This window comes from Peribacillus sp. NPDC097895 (assembly GCF_050277555.1).
Classification (GTDB): Bacteria; Bacillota; Bacilli; order Bacillales; family DSM-1321; genus Peribacillus.
This window is the reverse complement of sequence record NZ_JBNNSH010000002.1, coordinates 448,306-471,338: the sequence shown is the minus strand read 5'-3', so window position 1 is coordinate 471,338 and position 23,033 is coordinate 448,306. Positions and strand designations below refer to the sequence as shown.

Genomic DNA, 23,033 nt, shown 5'->3' with positions numbered 1-23,033 from the left:
AATGAAAAACAAAAGAGGACACGCGAAGTGTCCTTTTTGTGTTGATTTCTTATAGAATGTCAACTTCCACGATTAGAGCTAACAATAGTTGCAGTAATAATTGGATGTTAAGAGCGACTTGTGCATCAGTTGTTGTAATGTCGATATCACGGCTGTTTTCAACAATTGTTTTTTGGCGCGTGATTTGTTTAACATTAGAAGATTGGATTAATTGTTGAGTGATTCTTTCAGCATTATCAGCATCTGCAATGGAAATGCTTACGATGACCGCAATTGCTGCTTGTAGAGCTGCTTGTAGAGAAAGAGCCGCTTTAACATCTGTTGAAGTGATATTTACATTACAAGAATCTTTAATGTAAATAAGTTCTTCAGAAAGCTGTAATTGCCTATTATCCTGTCTTGCCTCTTGATCAATCCGTGTGTCATCGTCGTTACAGAATCCTGAAAGGGGATGTCTGGAAGCGGAATCTAGAGCCGACCATGATCTATCAGAGTCTTCATGTGTGTTACAGTTGCTACGAAATACATTTTGGTTCATGTTGTTTTTTCCTCCTTAGGTTTTATTCCCTATTAAAATATGCTTTGATGGGTAATCGGGTTGGACGAATAAATCAGTTAATTCGTCTATTTTTTAAATACCTAGATAAAAAGTATTTGTGTGTGGGGGATGCATGATAAAGAAGCTGGAGCTTTAGGAATGAAATGTAAGTGCTGCTATGTCTTGGTTTATTTATTTCTCGCCAGCAAGTAAGGTTTGATTAGGTGATATGGTGCGTCATTTATCTTTGGAATCAGTGAATTTGTTGTGAATGGTATTTGTAACTGGATTAACATCATGTTCCGTGATGTTCTTTTCTTGGTTTATGATTTTTTGTGATTGCTCTTGTAAATGGCGAACGGTTTCTCTAAGATTGTTTCTCTCTCTTTCAGTTAGATCGACAGTCCCCTTTTTGAAACCATGTTTTCTCATAGTCCTCGAAACCAGCAGTTCCATCAGTCTTTTTTGAGACTCCTCCAGGTTAAATTCATTGTTACCCATAAAATTTTCCCTCCTTCTTGCTTTCTATATATAGACTATGTATTTTTGCGAAGATTGCCATTGAACGGAAATGGTTTTTTTTATAAAACGATAATTTAAGATCATGAACGAACAAAAAAAGCTGTCCAATCAGAAGTCTGAAAGGACAGCTTTTTTATATCATAAAATGGTTTTCATCATCGTTTTATGCGGAATGCCAGCATCCATGAATTCATCGGAAACGATCTCATACCCTAATTTCGAATAAAAAGGAATCGCATGCACCTGGGAATCAAGCTTCAATTGAGGTACTTCCTGTTGGATTGCGTATTCCTCAATAGCGTTCATGATCATGGCACCGGCACCGCTCTTTCGGCCCGATGACAGTACACAAATGCGCTGGACTTTACCGATGTTATCGATGACCCTGAAGCGGCCTGCACCGATTGGTTGTTCCTGCTCGTTATATAAAACGAAATGGGTAGAGACGTCTTCGTATTCATCAATCTCTTCTTCAAGAGGAACGTTTTGTTCTTGGACGAACACTTTTCTTCTAATCATATAAGCATTTTCATGATCTAGGGTGGTTTTTGCAATTTTTACAAACACGAAATCATTCAGCTCCTAATCTAAATGTTTCATATACGGTCCAAGCACCGTCTTCAAGCTGGTATAACAAGTGAATTCGCTTAACTTCTTCCTCATGGCTGACATCAAGCATGCTTAATTGGCCTAAAACATCAGAATGCTCATTATCGGATAAATCTTGAGCGATGGTAATATGCGGGACAAATGCATGTTCACTTTCACTTTTCATGAAGTCCTCATTGTTAAGTGCATCATGCAGCTCTTGAAGCCCTTCGGATAATTCGACTTTGAAATAAATGGTATTGCTTACGGGTTGGAAAGACTTCACTTTCGTTACGTTCATCGTAAAGGGCCTGCACTTTTGGGCAATACCTTTTAATTGATCTGCAATCGACGAAATTTCCATATCCGTCGCTTCAAACGTTGGTTTAAGCGTTAGATGCGGTGGAATGAAAGCATATTTCGTATCATATCTTTTTCGATAGGAATTAGCTAAATCCTGAAGTTTTTTTGAAGGGAAGATTGCAACACCATATTTCATAAATAAAACCTCCTGATATTTTTAATTGTTGTATTTTAGTTGGAGATGTTTTCCTGAAACATTTCTAAAGAGATGATTTCAAAAATGTTAGAACATTTCCAATAGTGCTCTTTTTAAATCCGCCTGCCAATATTTCCAGGTATGGTTACCTTCAAATTCTTCATAGAAGCATGGAAATCCTTTTTTGTTTAATAATTCATGCAATTTCCTGTTAGGGTCTATGAAGTTTTCCCGATTGCCATCCGTAGTCGGAACATCTGTTTCCCCAGTCCCGATTACATGGTAAAGTTCGAGGAGATGCGGATCCTCAAAATTATGTACAGCATCCATTACGGCTTCATTGGCAAGTGGAGATTGCATGATGCACTTCCCGAATGTATGGGGATATTGCAGAGCGGCCAATAAAGAAACTGTACCACCAAGAGAGTCACCGATCAAAGCTCTGCCATGTCCCATTTGATAGGTTGGAAATTCATCATCTAAAAACGGGACAAGTTCATGGGCAAGAAAGCGTATGTATGCAATGTGCTGTTCCCCGTCAGGATGATATTTGCGCCTTCGGTCAAAGCGGTCTTTATAAGGAATGCCGACAATGATAATATTTTCAATCTCATCGTTCCCTAACAGCTCATCGGCTACGCGACCAATTCGGCCCATTTGAAAATAATCACGTCCATCTTGAGCAATGACGAGCGAGTATTTATACAGTGGCGAATAATTAGCTGGCAAGTAAACAAGTAGTTCCAATTCTTCTGCTAATGCTTCACTTTTAAACATGTACTCTTTAATCGTGCCTTTGCGTAAACTCATTTTCCCGCACCTCAATGATAAATAATAATGAAAAACAACTTACTAGGCTATTTTAGCATAGCCGCGCGACTTTTTCCCGTGACAAGAATTTGGAATAGAAAATTTTCATTATATTTTCTAAAAATTTAGATAATAAGATGGTATAATACAAGGATATAGAAAAATAATACAATAGAAGAGGTGGCGAAATAAATGGCAGATGTACACGTACACAGCAGGGAAGTAACAAAGGCGGCTAAACTTACATTAATAGAGCGCGGTGTCAGTGTGGAGGCCATCGCTAAAATTGTTTATGAATTGCAAATCCCATATAAAGCAGATTTAAAATTGGAGGAATGCATCCGAAGCGTGGAACGTGTCCTTTTGAAGAGGGAAATTCAACATGCCATTTTAGTCGGTGTGGAGCTGGATAAACTGGCAGAGCAAAAAAAGCTATCAGAACCGCTGCAATCCATTGTTGAATCTGATGAAGGATTATTCGGAGTGGATGAAACGATTGCTTTTGGTGCTGTACTAGGATATGGAAGCATTGCAGTAACGACCTTTGGCCATTTGGATAAAAATAAAATAGGCGTCATTCACGAACTTGATAAGAAGCAAGAAGGAATTGTGCATACCTTCCTGGATGATATCGTTGCAAGTATTGCCGCGAGTGCCGCCTCAAGATTAGCTCATCGTCTGAGAGATGAAGAAGAATCGCTAACTGAACAAGAAAAGGATATTCAGGAAGAAGAAGAGTTAATCGGGTGAATCTTTATGGAATAATCACGAATTTTCATCCGGATTTATCATATTTAGCCTTAATGAGGCGGGCAGAAAGGATATTGTTCATTTTAAATGTTCTTTTTGTCTGCCTTAGAAAACAGAAAGCGTGAATATGGCCTGGATATATTTCAAGCACCTGAATTTTCCGTTGCGTAATCTTTCCTTTTTCGGAGAGATAAATAATCTCCAATGGAGCGTTTTCTTCCAGATGTTTACGAAGTATATATTTCATTCCTTGTCACTCCTTTGCTAACTTACTTGCTTTTATTATATGCGAACGTACGTTTTGTATGCAAGTAAAAAAGAGAACGTTTGTTTTGGATTCGTTGGCAGGAGGAAAATAAAAGTAAGAAATTAAAACTTTATTAATATAATACGTTGACTTTTTATCAAAAAAACTTATAATAAAATATGTACTTAAGTAATTAACCAGCTAGTCATTACATACGACTTGTTAGCTCAGTGGGAGAGCACTTCCTTGACAGGGAAGGGGTCGTGGGTTCGAATCCCTCACAGGTCATCCGAACGAGGCGTATCAAGGGTTTACGCGCTATTAGTGCTTACGAGTTGAGAAGTAGTCAAGTATAGACCTTCTCAGCTTTAAGCTAACGACTTCACTTATAATAAACTACAAATCACTTTTCTCTTTTGATTTTAAAAAGAGAGAGGTGATTTTTTTTGTTGATTCGATTTGCTTTCAAAGAGTTCATTTCTGATAAGGAATTAGAAGGATTGAGGGAGACAACTCTCAGTGGTTACAAAATGCTTTTTAGTGATTTCCTGAGCTGGACTGAGGAAGAAGGAATAACTCACGTGAAGGAAATTACTCCAAGGATACTCAAGAGTTATCTAAGCCATTGCAAGAATGCAAGAGGGAATAATCCTACGAGTTTAAACACCAAGAAAAAGCTATTCAATACATTCTTTAATTTTTTGATTACTGAGGAGCTACTGGAGAGCAATCCTACGAAGCAAATAAAAAAGGTCAAAGAGGATATAAGAATCAAGAGTTTCACTGACGAGGAGATAAAGCAAATTCTTTCCCATCTCAGGAGGAACAAGAGAAGAGAGAACGACCTCCACTCTATAAGGAATTACACTATTTTTATTGTTCTCCTTGGAACTGGCTTGAGGGTTGGAGAGTTAGCTTCCTTGAAATGGCATGATATTAACTTTCATAATGGCTCCCTCAAGGTATTTGGAAAGGGAAGAGAGGAGCAGCTTGTTCCAATGACTGAGAAGGTCGCTCATGAGTTCGCTTACTGGAAAAGCTATTGTGAAAACAAGTTTGGAACTCTTTCTTCTCATGTCTTTATTAATCAAAAGAACAAACCGCTAACGGTCAATGCTGTCAAATGTTTCTTTCAGAGATTGAGCTCTGTAATGGAATTTGAAGAAGCGAGGGTGTCAGCTCATACATTACGACATACGTTTGCTCGAAAGTTTATTGAGAATGGGGGTGACGTGAGCGTTCTCTCGAAGATTTTACGACACTCGAGTATAAGCACCACTGAGCGTTATTTGAATTTCTTTTCAAACAAGCTTTCTGAGGATAATGAAAGGTTTAATCCTTTGAACGATTTAAGAATCTGAGGAGGAACTGGAATGGTTATGACAAAGGAAGAACTACTGAGCCAGCTCAAGAAGCAAGCAAGAACTCTTGAACTTCTTATTTCTACTGACGCCAACGAGGAAAGCAAACGGGTTCACTCAGAAGCTTTGGAAGCTATCAGAGGAGTAATTAAATAGAAGAAAAACGTAAAAAGGAGCTACTTCTCCAAGTTTGGTCGCTGGGAAGAAGTAACTCCTCAAAAAACTCAGAGGATTGCTCCTCTTATTTAAGTATACAAAAATTACGATATGGGAGCAACCTCCATACTTGGAGGAAGTCATGAACGAGTTAAGAAAATATGAGTCTTTTAAGTCTGTCTCTGAGATGGACAAGGCTATCAATGAAGCACTAGTATCGTTTGAACTTAAAGACAGCGAGAGAGCTGTCCTATTAAAGCTGGCTCAATATAGTTGCAAGTTCATTGGTGTATCTTACTTGAAGGTAAGCTCACTAGCTGAAGCTATGGGTGTATCTAAGAGGACGATACAGCGTTCACTGAAGACTCTGGTTGGTCTAGGTATTATTACAAGAATTAAACAGCTAAGAGCCGTCTCTGGAGGGTGGGGAAGCTCAATAACGGTTATCAATAGACCTGAGAGTCACCTCGATTTGACACTACGTGAGAAGGTTCCAGAACCAGAGCTGACAGGCACTGAGGAGCCAACTCAAGAGGACGAAACCATTCTTTCTAAATCTAAAAAATCAAAAGCTCTTAAAGAACGTAAGACTGAGCTGGATTATACATACTTGGAAAACTCTAATGTTCCTACTACCTTCATAGACGCTGTTAGACCGTTCTTTGATTCAGCCGTGGAGATATATTCGCTTTGGAGAAAGTCTGTTAGTGCTGGCTCCAGGTACGCTCCTGATGTCATTAATTATGATGAGATAGCTGTTCAAGCTTTCAAACAGACAGTATTTGCTCATAAGCTCAGCAAGATAAAAGGGAACTTCAATGGATACCTATATGGGACTTTGAGAAACATGCTGAGCGTTGAACAAAGGAGAGCAGTTGAAGCTACCTCATGGGACTGGCTTGAAGAAAAATAGTCATTATTTGTCTAATAAGGTTATAATTTATTCATAAATAAGCCTTAGAGGGGAATTAGTATTATGATTGATTTAAAAAGTAAAAAATGGGGTGCTTTTATAGTTTTTGTTGTTACTGGTGTTGTTTTGCTAGCTCCGGTTATTTTGAATATGACTCTTTTTCAATTCACTACACCATGGACATATGGTGATGGAGACGAATGGCTTTCTTTTTGGGGAAATTATTCTGGAGGTTTAATCAGTGCTGTTGTTGCTTATATTGTAGCTAACTTCCAGATAAAAAAACAGCAAGTTATTAATGAGCACGAAAAAACAATAGCCCAGTTACCCTCTTTAATGAGGATTAGAATTGAACTAAATAAATATATTTTGGAATTGAGAAGAGTTAACCAAGAAAGAGCTACATTTGTGCTTACAGATAAGGTAAAGTCTGATTTTGGTATAAAAGCTGAGGGGCCTTTTCTAAGTAAATATACTATTCTATTGTTTAAGGAAGAAAACTATAGTCTTCTCGAGAAAATTGAGGATGATGATTTACACATAAAGCTAATTAGTTGTTTCGAGTTTTATGATGACTTTTCAAAAACAATTAGTTTGGACATGTATAGCAATAAAGAGGATAATTTTTATCAATTGCAAACCAAATCAAAAAAGGAAATTGCTTGGCATAGTTTCCTTGAGGAAGACAAACTAAGTTTCTTTCAAAGTGTGTTAGAAGAAGTTTACGAAGAAATTGGTGTTATACAAGAAAAGAAAAAGACAAAGTAAAAGCTGAGCATGCCGCCTCATAAGGAATAAAAGGTTCATTATAAAATGGTTCTGTGAATGTGTGTTGTTAATTTTCTTATTCAAGTCACTTTGGAGACTAATTTAATAGTGTTTTTTAAAAGATTGTTCTAGTCTCTATTAGAAATAATATAATTTACAAAAAAAGGGGTGGTTAATATTTTGAATAGAAGTAAGGCTGGTTTAAAAAAACAATTAGATGAATGTCTTGAAATACTTTCCTTTAATCTTGATAATGTAAACAATAACAAATCACTCAATAAGGTATTAGCTGGACAGTTAAGAATACTACTGTGTGATACCAAATTTAACGTAGAAAATTCTTTAATTAATAAGGTCATTCCAAACCCTTCATTAGATTGTGTTAACAATAATTTTATCTCATATAAAAATAAAAGGTTAATTGAATATATTCCACCAGAGTCTCTTTTTAAGAAAAATGAATCTCAATTACCTTTAGAAACATGGTTAAGTCAGAAAGTAATTAAATCAAATATTTCATATGGAACATTAGATTGTAAATGCCCTCATTGTGATATAGTAGTGGGCACTATGAAAGATGCCAAATGCTTAGTTACAATGATTTGTCAAAATTGTGGTGCTTCCTTTAATGTAAATATGGGCGATATAGTTAATGCTTATGAAGGTAAGATAGAAAATGTAAAAAGAACTACTATCACTATAAGAGATATCATTAAAAACTATGCAAATAAAAATGGTGGAACTCACGTGGATTCCGTATTAGACAACAAAGGATTCTTGATTGCTGAACTCGGAGATAAATATATCCAAGCTATTTCAAAGTATATTGTTGAATATTTTTCGAAAATAAAGATTAGCTAACAATATTATTAAGCTAACTAGTGCATTGCTTTAAGATAGGAGCTGTCATTTCGACAGCTTTTTTGTTGTTCTAATGGGGCAGGTTGAAATTAAAAAAGAAATCAATTAAGAAAAAAAGTTAATAATGCACGTAGGTTTTTTGAAAAATTGATGAGATGTAATTTAGTGAGGTGAGCTGTTAGGTGCAACTTAACATTGCCTCATTTTTGCATGGTGAATATTCCCTTTGAAAGTATATAATTCTATTAGCATTTAAAATGAAAAGGAGATATTTATGTTTAATTTAAAAAGTAAAACCTTTTGGAAATACGCTTTAATAATTTTACTCTTTCCTGTTGTAGTTAATTTTCTTTTGTTTCAGGCCAAGCTTCCTTGGGTGTTTGGAACATCAGACAACTGGCTTTCTTTTTGGGGAAACTATACAGGAGGTCTTGTAAGTGCATTCGTAGCATATGTCGTTGCTTACTCTCAGATTGAAAAACAACAAATTCTTGCCGACTCGCAGATTAAAAAACAACAACAAATTGAATTGCATAACAGAATAATAGCTCAGTTACCTTCTTTAATGAGAATTAAAATTGAGCTAAGTAATTATAGTATGGAATTGAGAAAAGTTAAACAGGAAAGAGAGGGTTATATTGCTGTACAAAGCAGGTTTCATGAGGAGAAAATGGAAGACCCAGAATATAAAGCTAATTTAGGAAATTATATAATTGAATTGTTCGATAAAAACAACTATAGCCTTCTAGAAAAAATTGAGAATGATGATTTACATTTGGAGCTTATTAAATGCTTCAATTTTTATGATGATTTTTCAAAAGCCCTTGCCTTTGACTTATCTCCTCTTGGGGAAAAAATGGATGTAGCAGACGAAGAGCTAAAATTAAGCTTAACAACTACCTCCTCAGTTGATATGAACAAAGTTTTACAATCATCTGTTGCAAGAATTGAAAATGCGGATTATGTATCAAAAAAACAGAGTGTTTGGAATAAACTCTTTGAGGAAAGCCAAATAAGTAGCTTTGAAGAAGTACTAAAAGAAGTTGACATGGAGATTGCTAAAATAAAAAGAGAGAAAAAAACTCCACGATATTAAGTAACTTAGAATAAAAACAAATATATATGGGAGGAATAATATGAGCAAACATACAACAGATGATATTTTAATTAGACAAGTTCCAATTCTACGTGACTTTTTATATCATTATTCAACTTACAAGGAGTTAATACATAATGTGGAAAACCTATCGGGTCCAAAGCTTTTTTGGAAGTTCACAGCTGATGCACACCTCTTAACATCCGTAAATTATTGGTGCATGGTATTTGGTAGTAAAGGTAATCCAACACATTATAGTAAAGTGGATTTTACTGAAGAATATGATTATGTACCTTTTAAGGAATACTTCTTGGAAGCTCTGAACATGACGCATGAAGACTATGAAAAATATTGGCAAACGATGAAAGACTTCAGAGATAAATTTTCAGCTCACAGAGAGATTAGTTACAAAGAACCTGCCCCCTACTTTGATATTGCGCATAAGGTTGCACTTCATTACGTTTCTTGGCTTGAAAAGTTTAATATAATGCCTTCACTTGAAATGATGGTAGAACAATATCAAGAAGAATTACAACCCATGATAGAAAGTTTTAAAGTGAATAAATAGAAGGAGGAAACAAAAGCTAAGCCACACCATTTTGGCCAAGAGAAAGAGGGGGTGTATGAGAAAGCTTGTTTAATAAATAAATAGAAACGAAGAAGAGGTTTCTAATTGTTCGCTCTTGAGACTTCTTTTGAGATTGTTTTATTATTTAGCTCTTGAACTTGTATTCTTGAGTCAGCTTCCTTGCTATTCTTTAGAGTTCAAACTCATTAATGGGTGAGTAGTGAGGAAACTAAATGGGTGGACTCTTGAGAGATAAGGAGAGGACTATTGAGATTACATCGCCCTCCATATGCTCCTTTTTCACTATAAGTCAATCAGAACTATGTACATATACCACAGACGTTCATCTCTATTTGTTCTCCCTCAAAAGTCCTTGAGTTGACAATTGAGTCAGAGTACTAGCCAAGCAGACTCTCCTCAAGGTACCCTCTGGAGTAAGCTTAAGAGTTCACTTACAATAATGACCCTCCCAAAGAGTTGAAGCTTATCAGTGAACCTCTCAAGCCCTTCTCTGGAGTTTGTTTTGGAGTTCCCTTCTCAGAATAAAGGATGCAAAGAGAGCGAAGAGCTTCCTCTGGAGTTAACTTATTCAAGACCATTGGAGCCAGCTTCTCTTCTAAATTACTTTTCCCCTTGATTCTGTCACCCTCTGGAGCTACCTTCTGATTTTATTCTTCTAAAAGCTCTTCTTGTTTCCCTTCTCGTTCCCTCTTCCAGAACGATTTCCACCCTAGAACACCAATCCGGAATAGTCGCTCCTGAGTCCGCTCAAGCGTTGGACGAACGAGGAGAGCCTTCCAGATTAGCGCAACTCTTATTACATAAGAGAACCCTTGTGTGGTGTGAGAATGAAGCGGAGAAGTTAATACGTATCAAGAGAGAGGAGGTTGCTCTGGAGTGAACTTACATAAAACCTTCGAGTCAGCTTTCTGTTATTTCCTTTTATCCTTTATTGAGGGAGCCACTCTGGGCCTTCCTCTGGAGCTTGCTATTGAGAGCCCTTGAGAGAGCCGCTCGGGAATAAGCCAGCAATAAAGGGGGCTATGAGTAAGCCTTCTCAGTAAAGTCATGAGAGAGCCTTCTCAGGAGCGGTTGCTCTGGAGGTAGCCATATAGACCAGCCTCAGGAGAGCCCTTATTTTAGCCGCTCTGAGTACGCCCTAGAAGAGGGCTTATGAGTATGCACTGAGGGAAGAGATAATAAATAATGATGAGGTGGCTGGGTGAGTGTACCGCATAGACCCTTATACATTACGCAAGTTAGACAGCTCAAGGGATAGAGGTCTCTAATGTATAATGTATAGCGTACTCATAGTACCACTTGACATATGGTGGATGAGGTGTGAACCATTGGTGTTACTGAATTTGTTTGTCATAAGTAGTTTACATAATTATGTTTATCGGAAGTTGATTAGACTTAAAAGAACTTGTTTTACTTATATTTATACATATTTATTGTATGTTAAGGATGGCGAAAGTATTTTTTTGAGTGTGACTAGTGAGCGCACTCGGAGAGAATAGTTAAGCGAAAATTACAAGGGGTAGGGGGTCTCTTGGAAGCGGTAGCGAATGTTTTTACAAACTATGAAAATTAAAAAAAAATTTTCTCCCTAAAAGTCACCTCTGGAGGAAGTAGTTCTGGATTTGGAGCTTCCTTCTCATGGGAAAAGGGGAGGGCGGCCCCATATAGAAGTAAAAAACCCGTTAGTTCTATAAAAAAAATCACTTAGCTGTAACTCAAATACAAATTATATTAGGCTCAAACTTATTCTTTTGTTTATTTCTTTAAGAATCAAATTAAATATTTAAAATTTAATTTTGTATTAGTATTTCGTTAAAATAGCTTTCTTTCAAAAACTTGTTTAATGTTTTATTCGAGCTAATCTTATATACTGCCTTTTCTACATAATTACTATCTAGTAATTTATTCGCTAATCCTTTAGAAACTTCCTCTTTCAAATTACATAGATTAAGTAATTCTTTATAACGGTTTTCTTCTAAATATTTATCAATTTCACTTGAAATATTTGTATATTCTTCATGAACATTAACAAGTGTATTTAGATTTTTATATTCGTTAGTAAGTTCCTCTAAAGAATTTGTGTTTTGGATCCTATAATTTTCTAATTTGGAGTCAATTATTTTTTTTATTTTGGCTACTATAATTTTTTCTTTATTTCTTTTAATTGATTTATAAAACTCTGCTTTAAATTTCTGGATCTTTTCATCAGCTGTGATTTGTCCCAGAACATCCTTAAGATAACTTTCCATCACTTCCTCTGAGAATAAAAGTATTTCAATTTCATTAAAAGGCAAAGTAAAAATATTTTCTTCCTTGTATTTGTGAATTATCTCATTAGTCAAAAGGTCTCCATCTATAATACCCACTGCTTTATTATTATGTAGGGAATTTAATTCATTGAACGCTTTAACGTACTGGATAACTTTAGTATGCCCACCCGCTGGAATAATTGTGTAATTTTCCAAAAAGATACTAGAATATATTTTAAAATCAATACTATTTTTATCATCACCTTCACAGAACAATACTCTTTTTCTGCTTCCTAACAGCTCCGCTAATATGGAAGTAGGAAGTGATGTATTATGAGGTACATATTCAATATCCCAATTATTAGGGAAGCTGAATTTTTTACTCCACACTAATGTACTATTGATTCGAGATGTGATGAAATCTACAGTGTGTGAGCAAAAAATAAATTGACAATCTTCTCTGTATTTAGATAACAGATCCCATAATTTATTGTATATTGATGGATTTAGAAAAGTCTCAGGTTCATCCACTATGATATAGCTATTTGAAGGAGCTAGTAGTATATTACCTATATAATAAAATATACACTTTTCTCCATCACTTAAAGAATTTATATTGTATTGGTTCCCATCTACAACCGGATATATTGTCCGTGATGTCGAGTCAATTTTTAAATCTATATGTGGTAATAAAATTCCCCAAATTTGTCTCAATTTATTGAAAGTAATTTTATCCTTCGGTAGAGCATCTTTATCTTGTTCAGCAATTTTCATTCCATGTTGTATATAATCGTTTGTTAAAGCAGTTACTAACACAGGAAAATTTTCTAGATACTCTTGTCTAAGAGTATATCCTTGCATATCCCCTTTAGAAAAAGAGATAAAATCTTTCCTTTGATAATTTTCGACATCCTTAATAGATGTTTTGTATAACGTATTATTAGACGCATCTGGAAAATAAAATAATGATTTTTGTGCAGGGATAACAATCATATTAGATATTGAAGAATTTAAAAGGGAACTGACAAAAGAAGATTTTCCAGATCCATTAGCACCTATAATTACTATATTATTTTTAGTCTCAGCTAGTTTATCTAGTATTTCAATTATATTGAATTTTGAATTACAGGATTTGATAGTATCCATTATTGATATTAAATTACTTAAATCAACACTTGCCAAGGAAGAATTAACTTGGTGAAATATATCATTTAAAGCTTGCATATATTGTGCGGATTTATTTTGGTTTCCTGTACTTATTTTCTCCTTATAAAGCAGAACCTTTCTTTCTAGTTTTTTTATTTCGTCTTTAAAATCACTTGTATCAAAACTAATCTCTAATCGCTCTTCGTCCGGTATATTTTTAAATTTTTGTATATTACTTATAATTACATCATAGATATTCGTATTAGTATGTAGCATCATTTGCTCCTTTATTATCGCTTAATATAATCCCTACTATATTATATCGAATAGTCACACTAATTTTACCACATTAAATAGAAATAAGTTCCAACTCTTATTGAACTAACTGCCCCGTTTCTTTTAACAGAATCAAAAAATATATTAAGGTTCCTACTGATTCACCTTGATGACTGATTCTTTTGTTCCTTCGTCCGCGGGATTCAATGGAGTTTACTTTATAGCTTACTCCCAGATACCACTCAAGAGCGTTCTCGGAATGTCCTTCCTCGGCAAAGCGAATAGAAATGGCAAGGATAGTTTACCTTAAACGAAAACTGTACCAGTTATTATTGAAATCTGTACTAGTTTTATTTCCTCTCCTGAGCCTCCTCCAAAAATGATTAATAAGTCCTGGAAGTTCCTCTCAAGTCCTTGGTGCTATTGAGTTTCCCTTCTCAGTAAAGGGCGAAAAAGACAAAAAAACATGTCGCACTCAAGGGAAAGACTAAAAGAGCTTTACTAATAAATACTACTAGTAAACACTTTCTCCAAAAGACTAAAGAGCTTTACTAATAAGCTTTACTAATAAGCCACCTCTTGTATTTATTTAAATTAAAACAAAGTATTAAAAGATAAGGTGTCTATTAGTTTACTCCAGAGCCGCCCTTTTGTTTATCCTTGAGACAGCCAAAATAAAATATAGATAAGGTTCCACTTGATTCCTTGAGGACGGATTCTTTCCAAATTGTATATAAGAGTAAGAGAAAACTTTAAGGGTTAAAGTGCCTTGGAGCTTACTCTCCCTAAGATTGAGGGCACTTTTGATACCGCTGATTTCATGGTCTCAGAGTGGCTGATACCGCTGATTTCATGGTCTCAGAGTTCAATTTGAGGACGGTTCTTTTAATCATAAGAAATAAGAGCATTTCTGAGGTGAAAACGCTTGAATCCCTTGGGGATCTAAGGCTGAGTGCTGTTTTAATTGGCGCAGGATATGATACTGAAGCTCGTGAGATTTGGAGAAATACCGGAAGTTTCGAGTGCATGTCACCAAAATCAGGATGGGGTGGGAGTGCTTTTGAGGCGGTAGCTGGCATTTTTCCAAACTATAAAATTAGAAAAATTTTTTTCTCCAGCAAAGTCCTCACTCTCTAGAAGCCCTCAGGAGGCTCTCTGAGTGTTCTTAGTCATTTTACATACAAATACCCTAGTAGGTAATTTAGTGAGCTAGGAGGACCCTTCTAGAGCTTCTCAGACCCATTCAAACTCCTCTTTGTTTTAGCATTACTCCTGAGAGGCGTTTAAATCCCTCTCTGAGCGTTCCTGGTCAATTGGAATACAAAATACCCTTGAAAGTCATTCAAAGAGCTAGGAGAGCCCTCTGAGAGCTTCTCAAGGGTATTCAGACTCCGGTGCTTCACTCTCGGTTGCACTCGGAGCAAAACATGAGGCAGTCGCTCCTCAAATAGCAGGACCTCTCTATAAGCCCTCAGAGCGCCCTCAGGGAGCTTTCAGTATGTTCGAATACAAATTATCCCTTGAAGGATAATCAAAAAGCAAGGAGACGCTATCAGATCCCTCTCAGGTTACTTAATTCGTGAAAGGAGTGATAAGGTTCATTCCTTCTCTTGAAGTTGACTCGTGAGCTTGACCTTACAAGTGAGCAAAACAGAGAAAAACCACCTGTTTGACAGCCTTTTAAAAAAGGTACAAAAGACCCATTATCTAGTCGTACCAAGGCTTGAGAGTACCTCGGAGGATAAAAGAGAGCTTTTTTATGAAAAATTATGTCTCACTCATCTAATAATGTCTAATAAGAGCTTCTTTTTTAAAACTGAGCCGGAAGCAAGAAATAAGGTTGCTCAATAGTCTCCTCGAATAGATAAAATGAGTGTGATTTTAAGAAAACTTGGAAAAAAATTTAAGCCAGTCGTACCAAGGGTTTGAGGTACTTCTGAGGACGGAAAACAGTGTTTTTCTCTCAAAAAAGGTAATCAAAGCTTGATATTATACTTATGAGAGCTTCTTTTTTAAAGTTGACAACCAAAAGCAAGGAATAAGATTTCTCCATATTCTCCTCGATTAGACAAAATGAGTGTGATTTTAAGAAAACTTGAAAAAATTTTTTTATTCAGTGATACCAAGGGTTCAAGGTACTTCTGAGGACGAAAAACAGCGGTTTTCTCTCTGGTGAGTAAACAGGGCTGGCACATAATTAATAAGAGCTTCTTTTTTAAACTTCGTTTATCTGGCTCCTAGAGCCGCTCGTACTTTTTTGCTCACCTCCTGCTGGGTGCTTCAACCAAGCTTTTCTCTTTTACTTCTGTCATTTAATACACAGGAGCTATTAATTAGCTCCACTCCATCAGTCTCCCCTCCACAGGAGACACTCAGAAATTCCTTGCCATGACCTCCCCAAGAGCGAGCGAGGGTTTCCCCTATCATTCAAACTGATACAGGCACTAAGAAACGACTAATACAGTTTGGAAGAATATCTGGTTCTCTCAATTCTTTCTTGATTTAATAAAACTCCATTTAGGGAGCTTCCAAGTGAAGCTTCTCTTTTTGGCGAGTTTGTCTTAGATGTTAGAAAGGTAATAAGAACCAAAAAAAACTGAGGAGGTAAGAACTTATGAATGGATATAGATTATATTTTGATGTATTCCAAAAGCAAAAAGGGCTTTCTGATAGTGAACTAGCTCAAAGGTTGAACAAGAGCCGCTCAAATATTAGTCACTTAAGGAATAGACGTTCAATTGATTTTGATACGCTTTACAAACTTTGTGCAATTCTTGAGGTGGAACCAAAAGATATTATTGTCGAATACGAAATTAAATGAGCTCTGATGAAAGGAGCAGGGGGAAAACAACGTGGGAAAAATAAATTTGGAGTCAACAGCTAAGGATTTACTGGAAAGTGGCTATACAATAACTTCTCCAGCACAAAAAGAAAGAAATGAGCAGTTCAAGAGGCTTCATAAGCCAAAGGAAAAGGGGTTTGTTATGTTGCAAAGAGATAATTTCAACTCAGTAAAAGGAAACTTGAAAATTGGTCAAGTCGGCATGTATTTGTTCTTAGTTAGCTACATGAAATTAAACGAGGAAGGCAAGCTTTACAAGAGCAAGACTGACAGACTTTCAATGGAGGACGTTTCCAAGTTGGTTGGAAAGAAGCCAGCTCAAGTGAGAGCGATTATTTCAGAACTAGAAGCAAACGGTTTGCTAACTCGTGAGAAAGTCGGAAAGAATGTTTATATTAACATTTCAGAAGGCTTCCTTGTATGCGGAAAGAGCCGGAATGATTCAATGTTTGTAAAAGTATTCAAGACTAGATTGAGTGAGATTGCTAAAAAATTGACAATGAACGAGTTGGGGCTGTTTATGCTGATGCTTGGTCACATGCATTATAAAACTCACATTCTTTGCGACAACCCAGACCAAGAGAAAACTAATGAGCTGGTGATTTGGAAGCGAAAAGATGTTGAAAACGAGTTTGGTCTTTCAAAGAACTTTGTTGGAACAACTATTCGGAAGCTCAGAGAGGTAAGAGCAGTTGCAGAAGTGAGAACAGTGAATGAAGCTATTGTCCTTCACCCAAGCGTTGTAAGCCGGACAGAAGCTCCTACTTGGGATAAGATTGTTGACGCAATTGACAACGGACTCACTAAGGACAACTACAAAAAATAAAAAGCAACCTTTCCAAGCGCTTAAGGCGGTTGGCTATTTGAGTTGCTCAAAAACCGGAGGTTTTATTAAATGACGAAAAATATTGAGACACACGAGAAGGGCTTTGAGTTTACTGAGAAGGTAACTGTCAGAGGGAGAGACAGGTACTTACTGAATGGCGAAATAGTTGGTCTCAGTTGTACGACTTGCAAGGAAGCTTTTGGGTTGGATGGATTCAACAAGAACAAAACTAGAGTTGCTGGAAAGGACAGTACTTGCAAAGGGTGTAATGCAAAACGATTAAGTAGCTGGGCGAAGAACAACCCTGAGAAGAGGAAGGAAGGAAACACCCGCTGGAATAACTCAGTTCAAAAGCTTGCTAGTACCCACAACTTGAGAGCAAAGCAAGCAGGCACTCAAGCTAAGCTCAAAAGTGACCATATTGACATTCTACTTGCAAGTGCTGGGCTTAAAATTGAGAACGGTAAAAAGATGGCTCGTTGTCAAGTAACTGGAAAGTGGACTAGTGATTTTCACGTTTGCCACGTTCAACCACTCAACGCTGGAGGTAATTCTGAGAACGGAAACCTCTTCATTGCAACCTGCCAAGTCAACATTCTCCAAGGAAACACTCACTTCTTTGAATGGATTGTCTCAGATAAAGCGAAAGAAATTGTCAATAAGGAATATGTTGAGTGGCTACTCACAGACCTTTCTCACAGGAACATGAAGGATTTAAAGACAATGCTTGTCGTTGAGGTGGGTCATGAGACTACTGACAAGATACTGAGAACGTATTTTCCAGAGCGCTCTAGAAACACTCTTAATATTATTAAGTAAATACCACTAAGCAAACAAGAACAAAAGGAAGCACGCTTGGAGCCACTAGCTCGAAGCTTATTTGTATTGGTCAAAAAAAAACACGCGCCCTCAAGGGGTAGCATATGGAGGTTTTACACATGGGATTATTCAAAAAAGGTAACGAGAAGGAACAACTACAAGGACAACAAGAGAAGTTAGCTCAACAAATTGCTGAGGTGCAAAACAAGCTTGCTCAAGTACAAAGTGCGAAAGTATTCGCTGACACTGATTTAATGCTTGAGGACAACGCAACAAACAAGAAAAGGGTTGATAAGTACGCAAAAGCAATTGAGGGCTTCCAAGGTGAGTTGGAGAAGCTTTCAAGCAACGCTCAAGAGGTCGCTTCTCAAATTGAAGCAATTAACCAAGCTGAGAAGCAAGCTGAAATTGATGAAGCCGCGAGCTCCATTGAACAAGAGACTTACCTAGCTCACAAACGAAGAAAAATGGAAATGAAAGCTGAGCAACTTCAAAGCCAACTCTACGGAAAGTCCGGATATGGCTACAACACTAAAATGAACCGCTTGGCTGGCTTAGGAAGCACTGACCAGCTTGACCCAACAAACCCAACTCACGAGCCATTCATTGAAGCGTCAAACAAAGCGTCAGCTTCCGGAGTGGCGAAGGCTGAGAGGGAATTTGAGAAATTGATGGCTGAAATAGAAAAATTCGTTGAAATGAAGCTGTAAGAATTAAGACATTGAGGGAGCTGAAAGGCTCCTTCTCATAAAAACGAAAAAGGGGAAACTAAAAAAATTCTGAGGTGATTTTTGTGGAGAGGAGACTGGTGGATTTTAGAAAAGAAATGTTCATTCAGCAATTACGATTCGATGAAAAAATGTTGGAGCTGACTCTTAAGCAAAACCATAATGAACGCATGATTGCCAGCATGAGAAAAGAAGTAAATAAAACCAATGAGCCGGCTTGCTGGCTCTTATTTAAATTCAAAAAATGAGGTGAGTTGCTCAATGGAGAACGTTATTGGAAATTATAAAAGTTTACTTCTGGACTACTCGGAAGCGAGTAGGATTGCACTTGAGACAGGTCGAATGGGGTTGCTTGCTCTTGTCTTGGAGAAGCTCGAAGAGTTTGAACGCTCTTTTATTAATGCCTTCTCTTTTGAGAAGCTTCTGGAGCTACAAAAAGAGCTCAACTCTCAAGGTTTACTTATTGCTTAAGAGCAAACAAAAAAATATGAGGTGATTTAATATGAAGGGTTCATTTAACAATTATTCAGAAAGATTTTCAACTGACTTCAACGGTCAGAGTTTCAGCGAAGTAATTAATGGAGCGCTTTACAAAGACGCTGAGTTGTTCTCGGTAGGTACTCACAGGGGAGTTGAATACACAGAGGAAGACCTTCAAGTCTTGGTTGATACTTTCTTCCCTGAGGATGACATTCCGGTTCAACTTGACCATTCGGACTCAGCAAAAGATACGGTTGGCTTTCTCCAAGAGGTGAGCTTGAGTGATGGAAAGCTATTCGGAAAGCTCAAGATTATTGACGAGGAAGCTCAGAAAAAGGCTAAAAACGGATTGTATAAGAAGCTGTCTATTTCCTTTTACTTGGAGAACTTCAATGGAAAAGTGAAGCCTTACCGGATTCGAGAAGTTTCCTTGGTGGCTTTCCCACAAGTGAAGAGTGCTCAGATGTTCACTGAGGATGGAAGCTTGATTTCAAACTACGAAGAAAATGGAGGGAGCAAGATGAACACTAAAACTGAAAATAAGAATTTGGAACGGTTGGGATTTTTACTAAACAAAGCTCTTAATACAAACGAGCCGCTCAGTGTAGCAGAAGTGAAAGAACTACACGCTTTGTGGGCTCTGATGGAAGAGATTGAAGAGGAAAAGAGGGAGAAAGGTGAACGAGAAGAGCTGGGTGAGAAGATTGAGAGGACGATTAATAAGTCAATGATTCAAATGGCTTTGAAAAAGAATGAGAAGGCGCAATTCGATAAGCTTCCTCTTGGAGAGAAATTCAGCAAGCTCAAGAAGGACGTTGAAAAGCTTCAGAACTCACCTTCAATGAAGGCTCTCCTTGCTAAGAAAAAGGAGCAGGAAGAGAAGGAAGCTTTCGAGCGTTTCTATGAGGAACATGCCAAGAAACATGGAAGAAGCTTGTAATGAGGAGGGAACTTTATGAGCAAAAGCACTGAGGAGGAAATGATTTCAATTCATGCGGAACTCATGGAGCTTCTAAAGTTGAAGTGTCAACTAGGGAACTATGAAGAGAAGAAGAGAGAGCTAGAGGAACGATACGACCAGCTCCAAAATAAACAGAGGTGATAAGGAATGGGGAACAAAAGAAGCAAGCTCCCAAAGGAACTGAGAGAACTCATTGCTCAGACTGAGGGGGAAACTAATGAGGACGCGGTAAAGATACTCAAGAGCAAGCTCAAGAAAGAGCCTTCAATTTGTGGAGCTAAACAGGGGAACGGTTCAATTTGTGTTCGCTCTCCTCATATTAAAGAGGACGGTTCAACAAACGGAAGGTGTAAGACCCATGGAGGCAACTCTACAGGACAAAAAACTGAGGAAGGGAGGAGAAATAGTATGAAAAACCTGAATAGCAAGGCGGCTCTAATTCATGGAATTTATAGTCAGAACTTCAAAGACCAGCTCACAAAAGAAGAGGTTGAATTTTACAATGAAACTGTCGAGTGGTTCCTTGAGGGTAACGAGATTGACCCAGTGAACCTTGCAATGCTTGACCGCTACATTTTCAACTTCATTAAACAAGCTCGAAAGGACTCAGCCGACTTCTTGAGTGAGTCTCCAAGCTACAACGATTTCGAAGTCAAAATGGTTCGACTAGCGGAAAGCTTGGGATTGAACAGGAAGTTTACCTTGAGCAAGGAGAACAAGGACAACGCTTCTATACTTTCTCTTACTGACTTATTTATGGATAACGAAGAAGACAATTAATAAATAATGAGAAGCCAAGCTTGAGAGAGCTCATGAGAAAACAACGAAGAAGGAGCTTCCTTTTGAGGACGCTTTGGAGTTGAACTCTTGGGAGCTCCTTACTCTTGGCTTCCTTATCGGTTCGACTATAAATGAAAAGGGAGCTGGTTCTTTAATGATAAAAGGTCATTTTATGATGGGTCCAAGATTGGTCATACTAATAAAGGGGATTGATATTGATTCTCCTCAGGTACTCAATGAAGTGAATAACATTGCTTTTGGTCAGTATAGTGGGAAGTTCGCTGAATTGGCTGTCATTGGGGACGACCAAAGCTCCAGACTTTTCAAAGGCATATAAATAGGAAGGACCTAGGCTGGCTCTCTGAGCTGGCTTTTTTTTGTCTATATCAGTTGGAAGAAAATGTTTAGTATTATATAATTATTAGATGTAATGAAGGGAGAAAAACCATGTCTACATATTCTATTGAACAAAGTGCTGAACAAATTTATCACCCAAACATAAAAGAGTATTTCAATGAAGTTCTTCAATCATATATAAATGGAAGCTACCGCTCAGCAGTTGTAATGCTTTACTCTGTTGTTGTTTGTGATTTAATTTATAAATTAAAAGACCTTAAAGAATTATACGATGATGCTACAGCCAAAGATATATTGACAAAAATAGAGGAAGTGCAAAAAAAAGACCCCAAAAGTGGTGGCTGGGAAGGAGTGCTTATTGAGGAAGTTAAGGAAAGAACTTTTTTATTAGAGCCCGCAGATAAAATAAGTATAGATGCTTTAAGACTTCACAGACATTTGTCAGCTCACCCAGTTCTGACTCAACAAGATTTACTCTCTACACCAAACAAAGAGACAGTAAGAGCGTTGATTAGAAATATGCTCGAAGGTTTACTTGTTAAAAACCCAGTTATGTCTAAGAAAGTTTTTTATACACTTCTGGAAGATTTAGAGCAACATAAGAATTTCTTCTCAGATGATTCATCACTTGAAAAATACATTGAGTCGAGATACTTGAAGAATACTAATGAACAAATGATAAATTCAATTTTTAAAGAACTATGGGGTATTACTTTTAATTGTACTAGTGACGAATGCAAGTCAAATAGAAAAATAAACTTTCGTACTTTAAAAATTCTTTATAAAAGATACAGAACAAGCTTATTAAACTTTATAGACCAGAATAGAATTCCTTTTAATAAGTTCGCTGAGGATGACGAAAATATTATAATAAGAATAACTGAGTTTTTTGGTGATAATGCAGAGTTGTACAGCTTTTTTGAGAGTCATAATCGTACCAGATTAAAAGAGAAGATAGAAAGTAAATGGAAGTTTAAAGTTCGTTCTCCTTTTTTACGAGAAAACATGGAAAAGCATTTCGATTACTTGATTGAAGAAATACACTGGACTGAACTTACTTCTGAAGAAAGGTTTTATGAGCAACATATACTAGATAAAGAGGAAAGAGAATTATTGCTGAAGTGGGCTACAGAGAACGATTGCGTAGATAAGTATTATGACTTGCTCATCAAACAATTTGTACATAGCAGTAATTACGATACAGCAGACCATAATTACGATGTTTTTATCCAACCAAACTTGAAGCAATTTAATCGAGAACAATTTCTTGCTATATATGAGGGTATTAACAGAAACCGTCAATGTTATGCGCATAGATTTGCCAAAAGCAACAATACAGGTATAAAAAGACAATCAGACTTAATACTCGGTTCGGAATTTGATTACAAAGGGAAATATCCATATGTTCAATTCAATGACGGTAAATAATCGTGAGAAGGTAAGATTTAGGTAACAGTCCGTTTGTTGACCTATTAAAGATTATCCATTAGAAGCCAGCTTAATGCTGGTTTTTATTTTCTCTGAATTTTATTTCATAAAAGTGAAAAACTGAGGAGGACTCATAGTGAAATTCGAAACCATTGTTTATATAAATTCCAAGGAAACTAAAGAGCCGCCATATTTCAATGTAAAGATTAAGCTCGGTGAGGAAGCTGTTCTTTTTGCAATTAACGAGAAGGAGCACCCCAAGCAATTTAAACAGCTTGAAAAGTTCTGGTTTATAAACAACCCTCCAAAGTTATACGAGGAAGAAAGCTCCTGAGGTCTCTCTGTTCGAACTGAGGAAGCGCAAGGTTGAGCCGGCACTTACGAGTGGAAATTGTCAAAAAGAAAAAACTTCTCAAGACCACTTAACGAGTATTTAATATCTT

27 protein-coding genes and 1 tRNA gene are annotated in these 23,033 nt (G+C 36.8%); 21 read left to right on the top strand and 7 right to left on the bottom strand.

Annotation, left to right across the window (positions count from 1 at the left end; all coding sequences use genetic code 11):
* Positions 1-49: 49 nt before the first annotated feature.
* The 5 genes from ACQKMH_RS13610 to ACQKMH_RS13590 all read right to left on the bottom strand — a co-directional run bounded on the left by ACQKMH_RS13610 (position 50) and on the right by ACQKMH_RS13590 (position 2,957).
* Positions 50-538 carry a spore coat protein gene (locus tag ACQKMH_RS13610; protein WP_427588019.1) on the bottom strand — a complete coding sequence of 163 codons (489 nt, stop codon included), beginning with the start codon at positions 536-538 and terminating at the stop codon, positions 50-52.
* A 237-nt stretch (positions 539-775) separates the two neighbouring features.
* Positions 776-1,039: a hypothetical protein gene (locus ACQKMH_RS13605; RefSeq protein WP_427588017.1), complete on the bottom strand. Its 264-nt coding sequence runs from the start codon at positions 1,037-1,039 to the stop codon at positions 776-778.
* 159 nt (positions 1,040-1,198) lie between these two features.
* Positions 1,199-1,627: a GNAT family N-acetyltransferase gene (locus ACQKMH_RS13600; protein WP_427588016.1), complete on the bottom strand. Its 429-nt coding sequence runs from the start codon at positions 1,625-1,627 to the stop codon at positions 1,199-1,201.
* Between the two features lie 4 nt (positions 1,628-1,631).
* Positions 1,632-2,147 carry a YjcG family protein gene (locus ACQKMH_RS13595; protein WP_427588014.1) on the bottom strand — a complete coding sequence of 172 codons (516 nt, stop codon included), beginning with the start codon at positions 2,145-2,147 and terminating at the stop codon, positions 1,632-1,634.
* 87 nt (positions 2,148-2,234) lie between these two features.
* Complete coding sequence (locus tag ACQKMH_RS13590) at positions 2,235-2,957, bottom strand: alpha/beta hydrolase (RefSeq protein ID WP_427588013.1); 723 nt, start codon at positions 2,955-2,957, stop codon at positions 2,235-2,237.
* 192 nt (positions 2,958-3,149) lie between these two features.
* Between ACQKMH_RS13590 and ACQKMH_RS13585 the strand changes: the two genes are divergently transcribed.
* Complete coding sequence (locus ACQKMH_RS13585; protein WP_427588012.1) at positions 3,150-3,707, top strand: phosphatidylglycerophosphatase A family protein; 558 nt, start codon at positions 3,150-3,152, stop codon at positions 3,705-3,707.
* 25 nt (positions 3,708-3,732) lie between these two features.
* Here ACQKMH_RS13585 and ACQKMH_RS13580 read toward each other — a convergent pair whose 3' ends face one another.
* Complete coding sequence (locus ACQKMH_RS13580) at positions 3,733-3,954, bottom strand: hypothetical protein (RefSeq protein WP_427588010.1); 222 nt, start codon at positions 3,952-3,954, stop codon at positions 3,733-3,735.
* A gap of 216 nt (positions 3,955-4,170) precedes the next feature.
* On the opposite strand from ACQKMH_RS13580, the gene ACQKMH_RS13575 reads away from it, so the two are divergent.
* The 8 genes from ACQKMH_RS13575 to ACQKMH_RS13540 all read left to right on the top strand — a co-directional run bounded on the left by ACQKMH_RS13575 (position 4,171) and on the right by ACQKMH_RS13540 (position 9,677).
* Positions 4,171-4,242: transfer RNA gene (locus tag ACQKMH_RS13575), tRNA-Val, on the top strand.
* Between the two features lie 161 nt (positions 4,243-4,403).
* The gene (locus tag ACQKMH_RS13570; RefSeq protein WP_427588008.1) at positions 4,404-5,315 is read left to right on the top strand and encodes a tyrosine-type recombinase/integrase; all 912 of its coding nucleotides are present in this window, start codon (positions 4,404-4,406) and stop codon (positions 5,313-5,315) included.
* Positions 5,316-5,327: 12 nt separating this feature from the next.
* Positions 5,328-5,471 carry a hypothetical protein gene (locus ACQKMH_RS13565; protein WP_427588006.1) on the top strand — a complete coding sequence of 48 codons (144 nt, stop codon included), beginning with the start codon at positions 5,328-5,330 and terminating at the stop codon, positions 5,469-5,471.
* A 142-nt stretch (positions 5,472-5,613) separates the two neighbouring features.
* Complete coding sequence (locus tag ACQKMH_RS13560) at positions 5,614-6,384, top strand: helix-turn-helix domain-containing protein (RefSeq protein ID WP_427588005.1); 771 nt, start codon at positions 5,614-5,616, stop codon at positions 6,382-6,384.
* 63 nt (positions 6,385-6,447) lie between these two features.
* Positions 6,448-7,152, top strand: a complete 705-nt coding sequence (locus ACQKMH_RS13555; RefSeq protein ID WP_427588004.1) for a hypothetical protein — start codon at positions 6,448-6,450, stop codon at positions 7,150-7,152.
* Between the two features lie 180 nt (positions 7,153-7,332).
* Positions 7,333-8,013: a hypothetical protein gene (locus ACQKMH_RS13550; RefSeq protein WP_427588002.1), complete on the top strand. Its 681-nt coding sequence runs from the start codon at positions 7,333-7,335 to the stop codon at positions 8,011-8,013.
* A 274-nt stretch (positions 8,014-8,287) separates the two neighbouring features.
* On the top strand, positions 8,288-9,109 hold the full coding sequence (locus ACQKMH_RS13545) for a hypothetical protein (protein ID WP_427588001.1): 822 nt from the start codon (positions 8,288-8,290) through the stop codon (positions 9,107-9,109).
* 40 nt (positions 9,110-9,149) lie between these two features.
* Positions 9,150-9,677 (top strand): hypothetical protein, encoded by a 528-nt coding sequence (locus ACQKMH_RS13540; RefSeq protein WP_427588000.1) that lies wholly within the window; start codon positions 9,150-9,152, stop codon positions 9,675-9,677.
* Positions 9,678-11,488: 1,811 nt separating this feature from the next.
* Here ACQKMH_RS13540 and ACQKMH_RS13535 read toward each other — a convergent pair.
* Entirely contained in the window at positions 11,489-13,372 is a 1,884-nt protein-coding gene (locus ACQKMH_RS13535; RefSeq protein WP_427587998.1) for an AAA family ATPase, read from the bottom strand.
* 2,611 nt (positions 13,373-15,983) lie between these two features.
* Here ACQKMH_RS13535 and ACQKMH_RS13530 point away from each other — a divergent pair.
* The 12 genes from ACQKMH_RS13530 to ACQKMH_RS13475 all read left to right on the top strand — a co-directional run bounded on the left by ACQKMH_RS13530 (position 15,984) and on the right by ACQKMH_RS13475 (position 22,924).
* Entirely contained in the window at positions 15,984-16,190 is a 207-nt protein-coding gene (locus ACQKMH_RS13530) for a helix-turn-helix domain-containing protein (protein WP_054397758.1), read from the top strand.
* Positions 16,191-16,221: 31 nt separating this feature from the next.
* Complete coding sequence (locus ACQKMH_RS13525; protein ID WP_427587996.1) at positions 16,222-17,037, top strand: hypothetical protein; 816 nt, start codon at positions 16,222-16,224, stop codon at positions 17,035-17,037.
* Between the two features lie 69 nt (positions 17,038-17,106).
* Positions 17,107-17,856, top strand: coding sequence for a hypothetical protein (locus ACQKMH_RS13520; protein ID WP_427587995.1), 750 nt, complete (start codon positions 17,107-17,109; stop codon positions 17,854-17,856).
* A 119-nt stretch (positions 17,857-17,975) separates the two neighbouring features.
* Positions 17,976-18,566 carry a hypothetical protein gene (locus tag ACQKMH_RS13515; RefSeq protein WP_427587994.1) on the top strand — a complete coding sequence of 197 codons (591 nt, stop codon included), beginning with the start codon at positions 17,976-17,978 and terminating at the stop codon, positions 18,564-18,566.
* Between the two features lie 98 nt (positions 18,567-18,664).
* Positions 18,665-18,832 carry a hypothetical protein gene (locus tag ACQKMH_RS13510; RefSeq protein ID WP_427587993.1) on the top strand — a complete coding sequence of 56 codons (168 nt, stop codon included), beginning with the start codon at positions 18,665-18,667 and terminating at the stop codon, positions 18,830-18,832.
* A gap of 13 nt (positions 18,833-18,845) precedes the next feature.
* The gene (locus ACQKMH_RS13505) at positions 18,846-19,055 is read left to right on the top strand and encodes a hypothetical protein (RefSeq protein WP_427587992.1); all 210 of its coding nucleotides are present in this window, start codon (positions 18,846-18,848) and stop codon (positions 19,053-19,055) included.
* Positions 19,056-19,086: 31 nt separating this feature from the next.
* A complete protein-coding gene (locus ACQKMH_RS13500) occupies positions 19,087-20,004 on the top strand; it encodes a hypothetical protein (RefSeq protein ID WP_427587990.1) in 918 nt (305 codons plus the stop codon).
* A gap of 15 nt (positions 20,005-20,019) precedes the next feature.
* Entirely contained in the window at positions 20,020-20,166 is a 147-nt protein-coding gene (locus ACQKMH_RS13495) for a hypothetical protein (RefSeq protein WP_427587988.1), read from the top strand.
* Between the two features lie 6 nt (positions 20,167-20,172).
* Positions 20,173-20,805, top strand: coding sequence for an HGGxSTG domain-containing protein (locus ACQKMH_RS13490; RefSeq protein WP_427587987.1), 633 nt, complete (start codon positions 20,173-20,175; stop codon positions 20,803-20,805).
* A 79-nt stretch (positions 20,806-20,884) separates the two neighbouring features.
* Positions 20,885-21,142 (top strand): hypothetical protein, encoded by a 258-nt coding sequence (locus ACQKMH_RS13485; protein ID WP_427587985.1) that lies wholly within the window; start codon positions 20,885-20,887, stop codon positions 21,140-21,142.
* Between the two features lie 110 nt (positions 21,143-21,252).
* Positions 21,253-22,590 (top strand): hypothetical protein, encoded by a 1,338-nt coding sequence (locus ACQKMH_RS13480; protein ID WP_427587983.1) that lies wholly within the window; start codon positions 21,253-21,255, stop codon positions 22,588-22,590.
* Between the two features lie 136 nt (positions 22,591-22,726).
* On the top strand, positions 22,727-22,924 hold the full coding sequence (locus ACQKMH_RS13475) for a hypothetical protein (RefSeq protein WP_427587981.1): 198 nt from the start codon (positions 22,727-22,729) through the stop codon (positions 22,922-22,924).
* The last annotated feature ends 109 nt before the right edge of the window (positions 22,925-23,033 follow it).

Coding starts and splice junctions, on each gene's coding strand:
- ACQKMH_RS13610 (WP_427588019.1), bottom strand. CDS start 538: ATGAACCAAAATGTATTTCGTAGCAACTGTAACACACATGAAGACTCT.
- ACQKMH_RS13605 (WP_427588017.1), bottom strand. CDS start 1,039: ATGGGTAACAATGAATTTAACCTGGAGGAGTCTCAAAAAAGACTGATG.
- ACQKMH_RS13595 (WP_427588014.1), bottom strand. CDS start 2,147: ATGAAATATGGTGTTGCAATCTTCCCTTCAAAAAAACTTCAGGATTTA.
- ACQKMH_RS13590 (WP_427588013.1), bottom strand. CDS start 2,957: ATGAGTTTACGCAAAGGCACGATTAAAGAGTACATGTTTAAAAGTGAA.
- ACQKMH_RS13585 (WP_427588012.1), top strand. CDS start 3,150: ATGGCAGATGTACACGTACACAGCAGGGAAGTAACAAAGGCGGCTAAA.
- ACQKMH_RS13580 (WP_427588010.1), bottom strand. CDS start 3,954: ATGAAATATATACTTCGTAAACATCTGGAAGAAAACGCTCCATTGGAG.
- ACQKMH_RS13565 (WP_427588006.1), top strand. CDS start 5,328: ATGGTTATGACAAAGGAAGAACTACTGAGCCAGCTCAAGAAGCAAGCA.
- ACQKMH_RS13560 (WP_427588005.1), top strand. CDS start 5,614: ATGAACGAGTTAAGAAAATATGAGTCTTTTAAGTCTGTCTCTGAGATG.
- ACQKMH_RS13555 (WP_427588004.1), top strand. CDS start 6,448: ATGATTGATTTAAAAAGTAAAAAATGGGGTGCTTTTATAGTTTTTGTT.
- ACQKMH_RS13545 (WP_427588001.1), top strand. CDS start 8,288: ATGTTTAATTTAAAAAGTAAAACCTTTTGGAAATACGCTTTAATAATT.
- ACQKMH_RS13540 (WP_427588000.1), top strand. CDS start 9,150: ATGAGCAAACATACAACAGATGATATTTTAATTAGACAAGTTCCAATT.
- ACQKMH_RS13535 (WP_427587998.1), bottom strand. CDS start 13,372: ATGATGCTACATACTAATACGAATATCTATGATGTAATTATAAGTAAT.
- ACQKMH_RS13530 (WP_054397758.1), top strand. CDS start 15,984: ATGAATGGATATAGATTATATTTTGATGTATTCCAAAAGCAAAAAGGG.
- ACQKMH_RS13520 (WP_427587995.1), top strand. CDS start 17,107: ATGACGAAAAATATTGAGACACACGAGAAGGGCTTTGAGTTTACTGAG.
- ACQKMH_RS13515 (WP_427587994.1), top strand. CDS start 17,976: ATGGGATTATTCAAAAAAGGTAACGAGAAGGAACAACTACAAGGACAA.
- ACQKMH_RS13505 (WP_427587992.1), top strand. CDS start 18,846: ATGGAGAACGTTATTGGAAATTATAAAAGTTTACTTCTGGACTACTCG.
- ACQKMH_RS13500 (WP_427587990.1), top strand. CDS start 19,087: ATGAAGGGTTCATTTAACAATTATTCAGAAAGATTTTCAACTGACTTC.
- ACQKMH_RS13495 (WP_427587988.1), top strand. CDS start 20,020: ATGAGCAAAAGCACTGAGGAGGAAATGATTTCAATTCATGCGGAACTC.
- ACQKMH_RS13490 (WP_427587987.1), top strand. CDS start 20,173: ATGGGGAACAAAAGAAGCAAGCTCCCAAAGGAACTGAGAGAACTCATT.
- ACQKMH_RS13480 (WP_427587983.1), top strand. CDS start 21,253: ATGTCTACATATTCTATTGAACAAAGTGCTGAACAAATTTATCACCCA.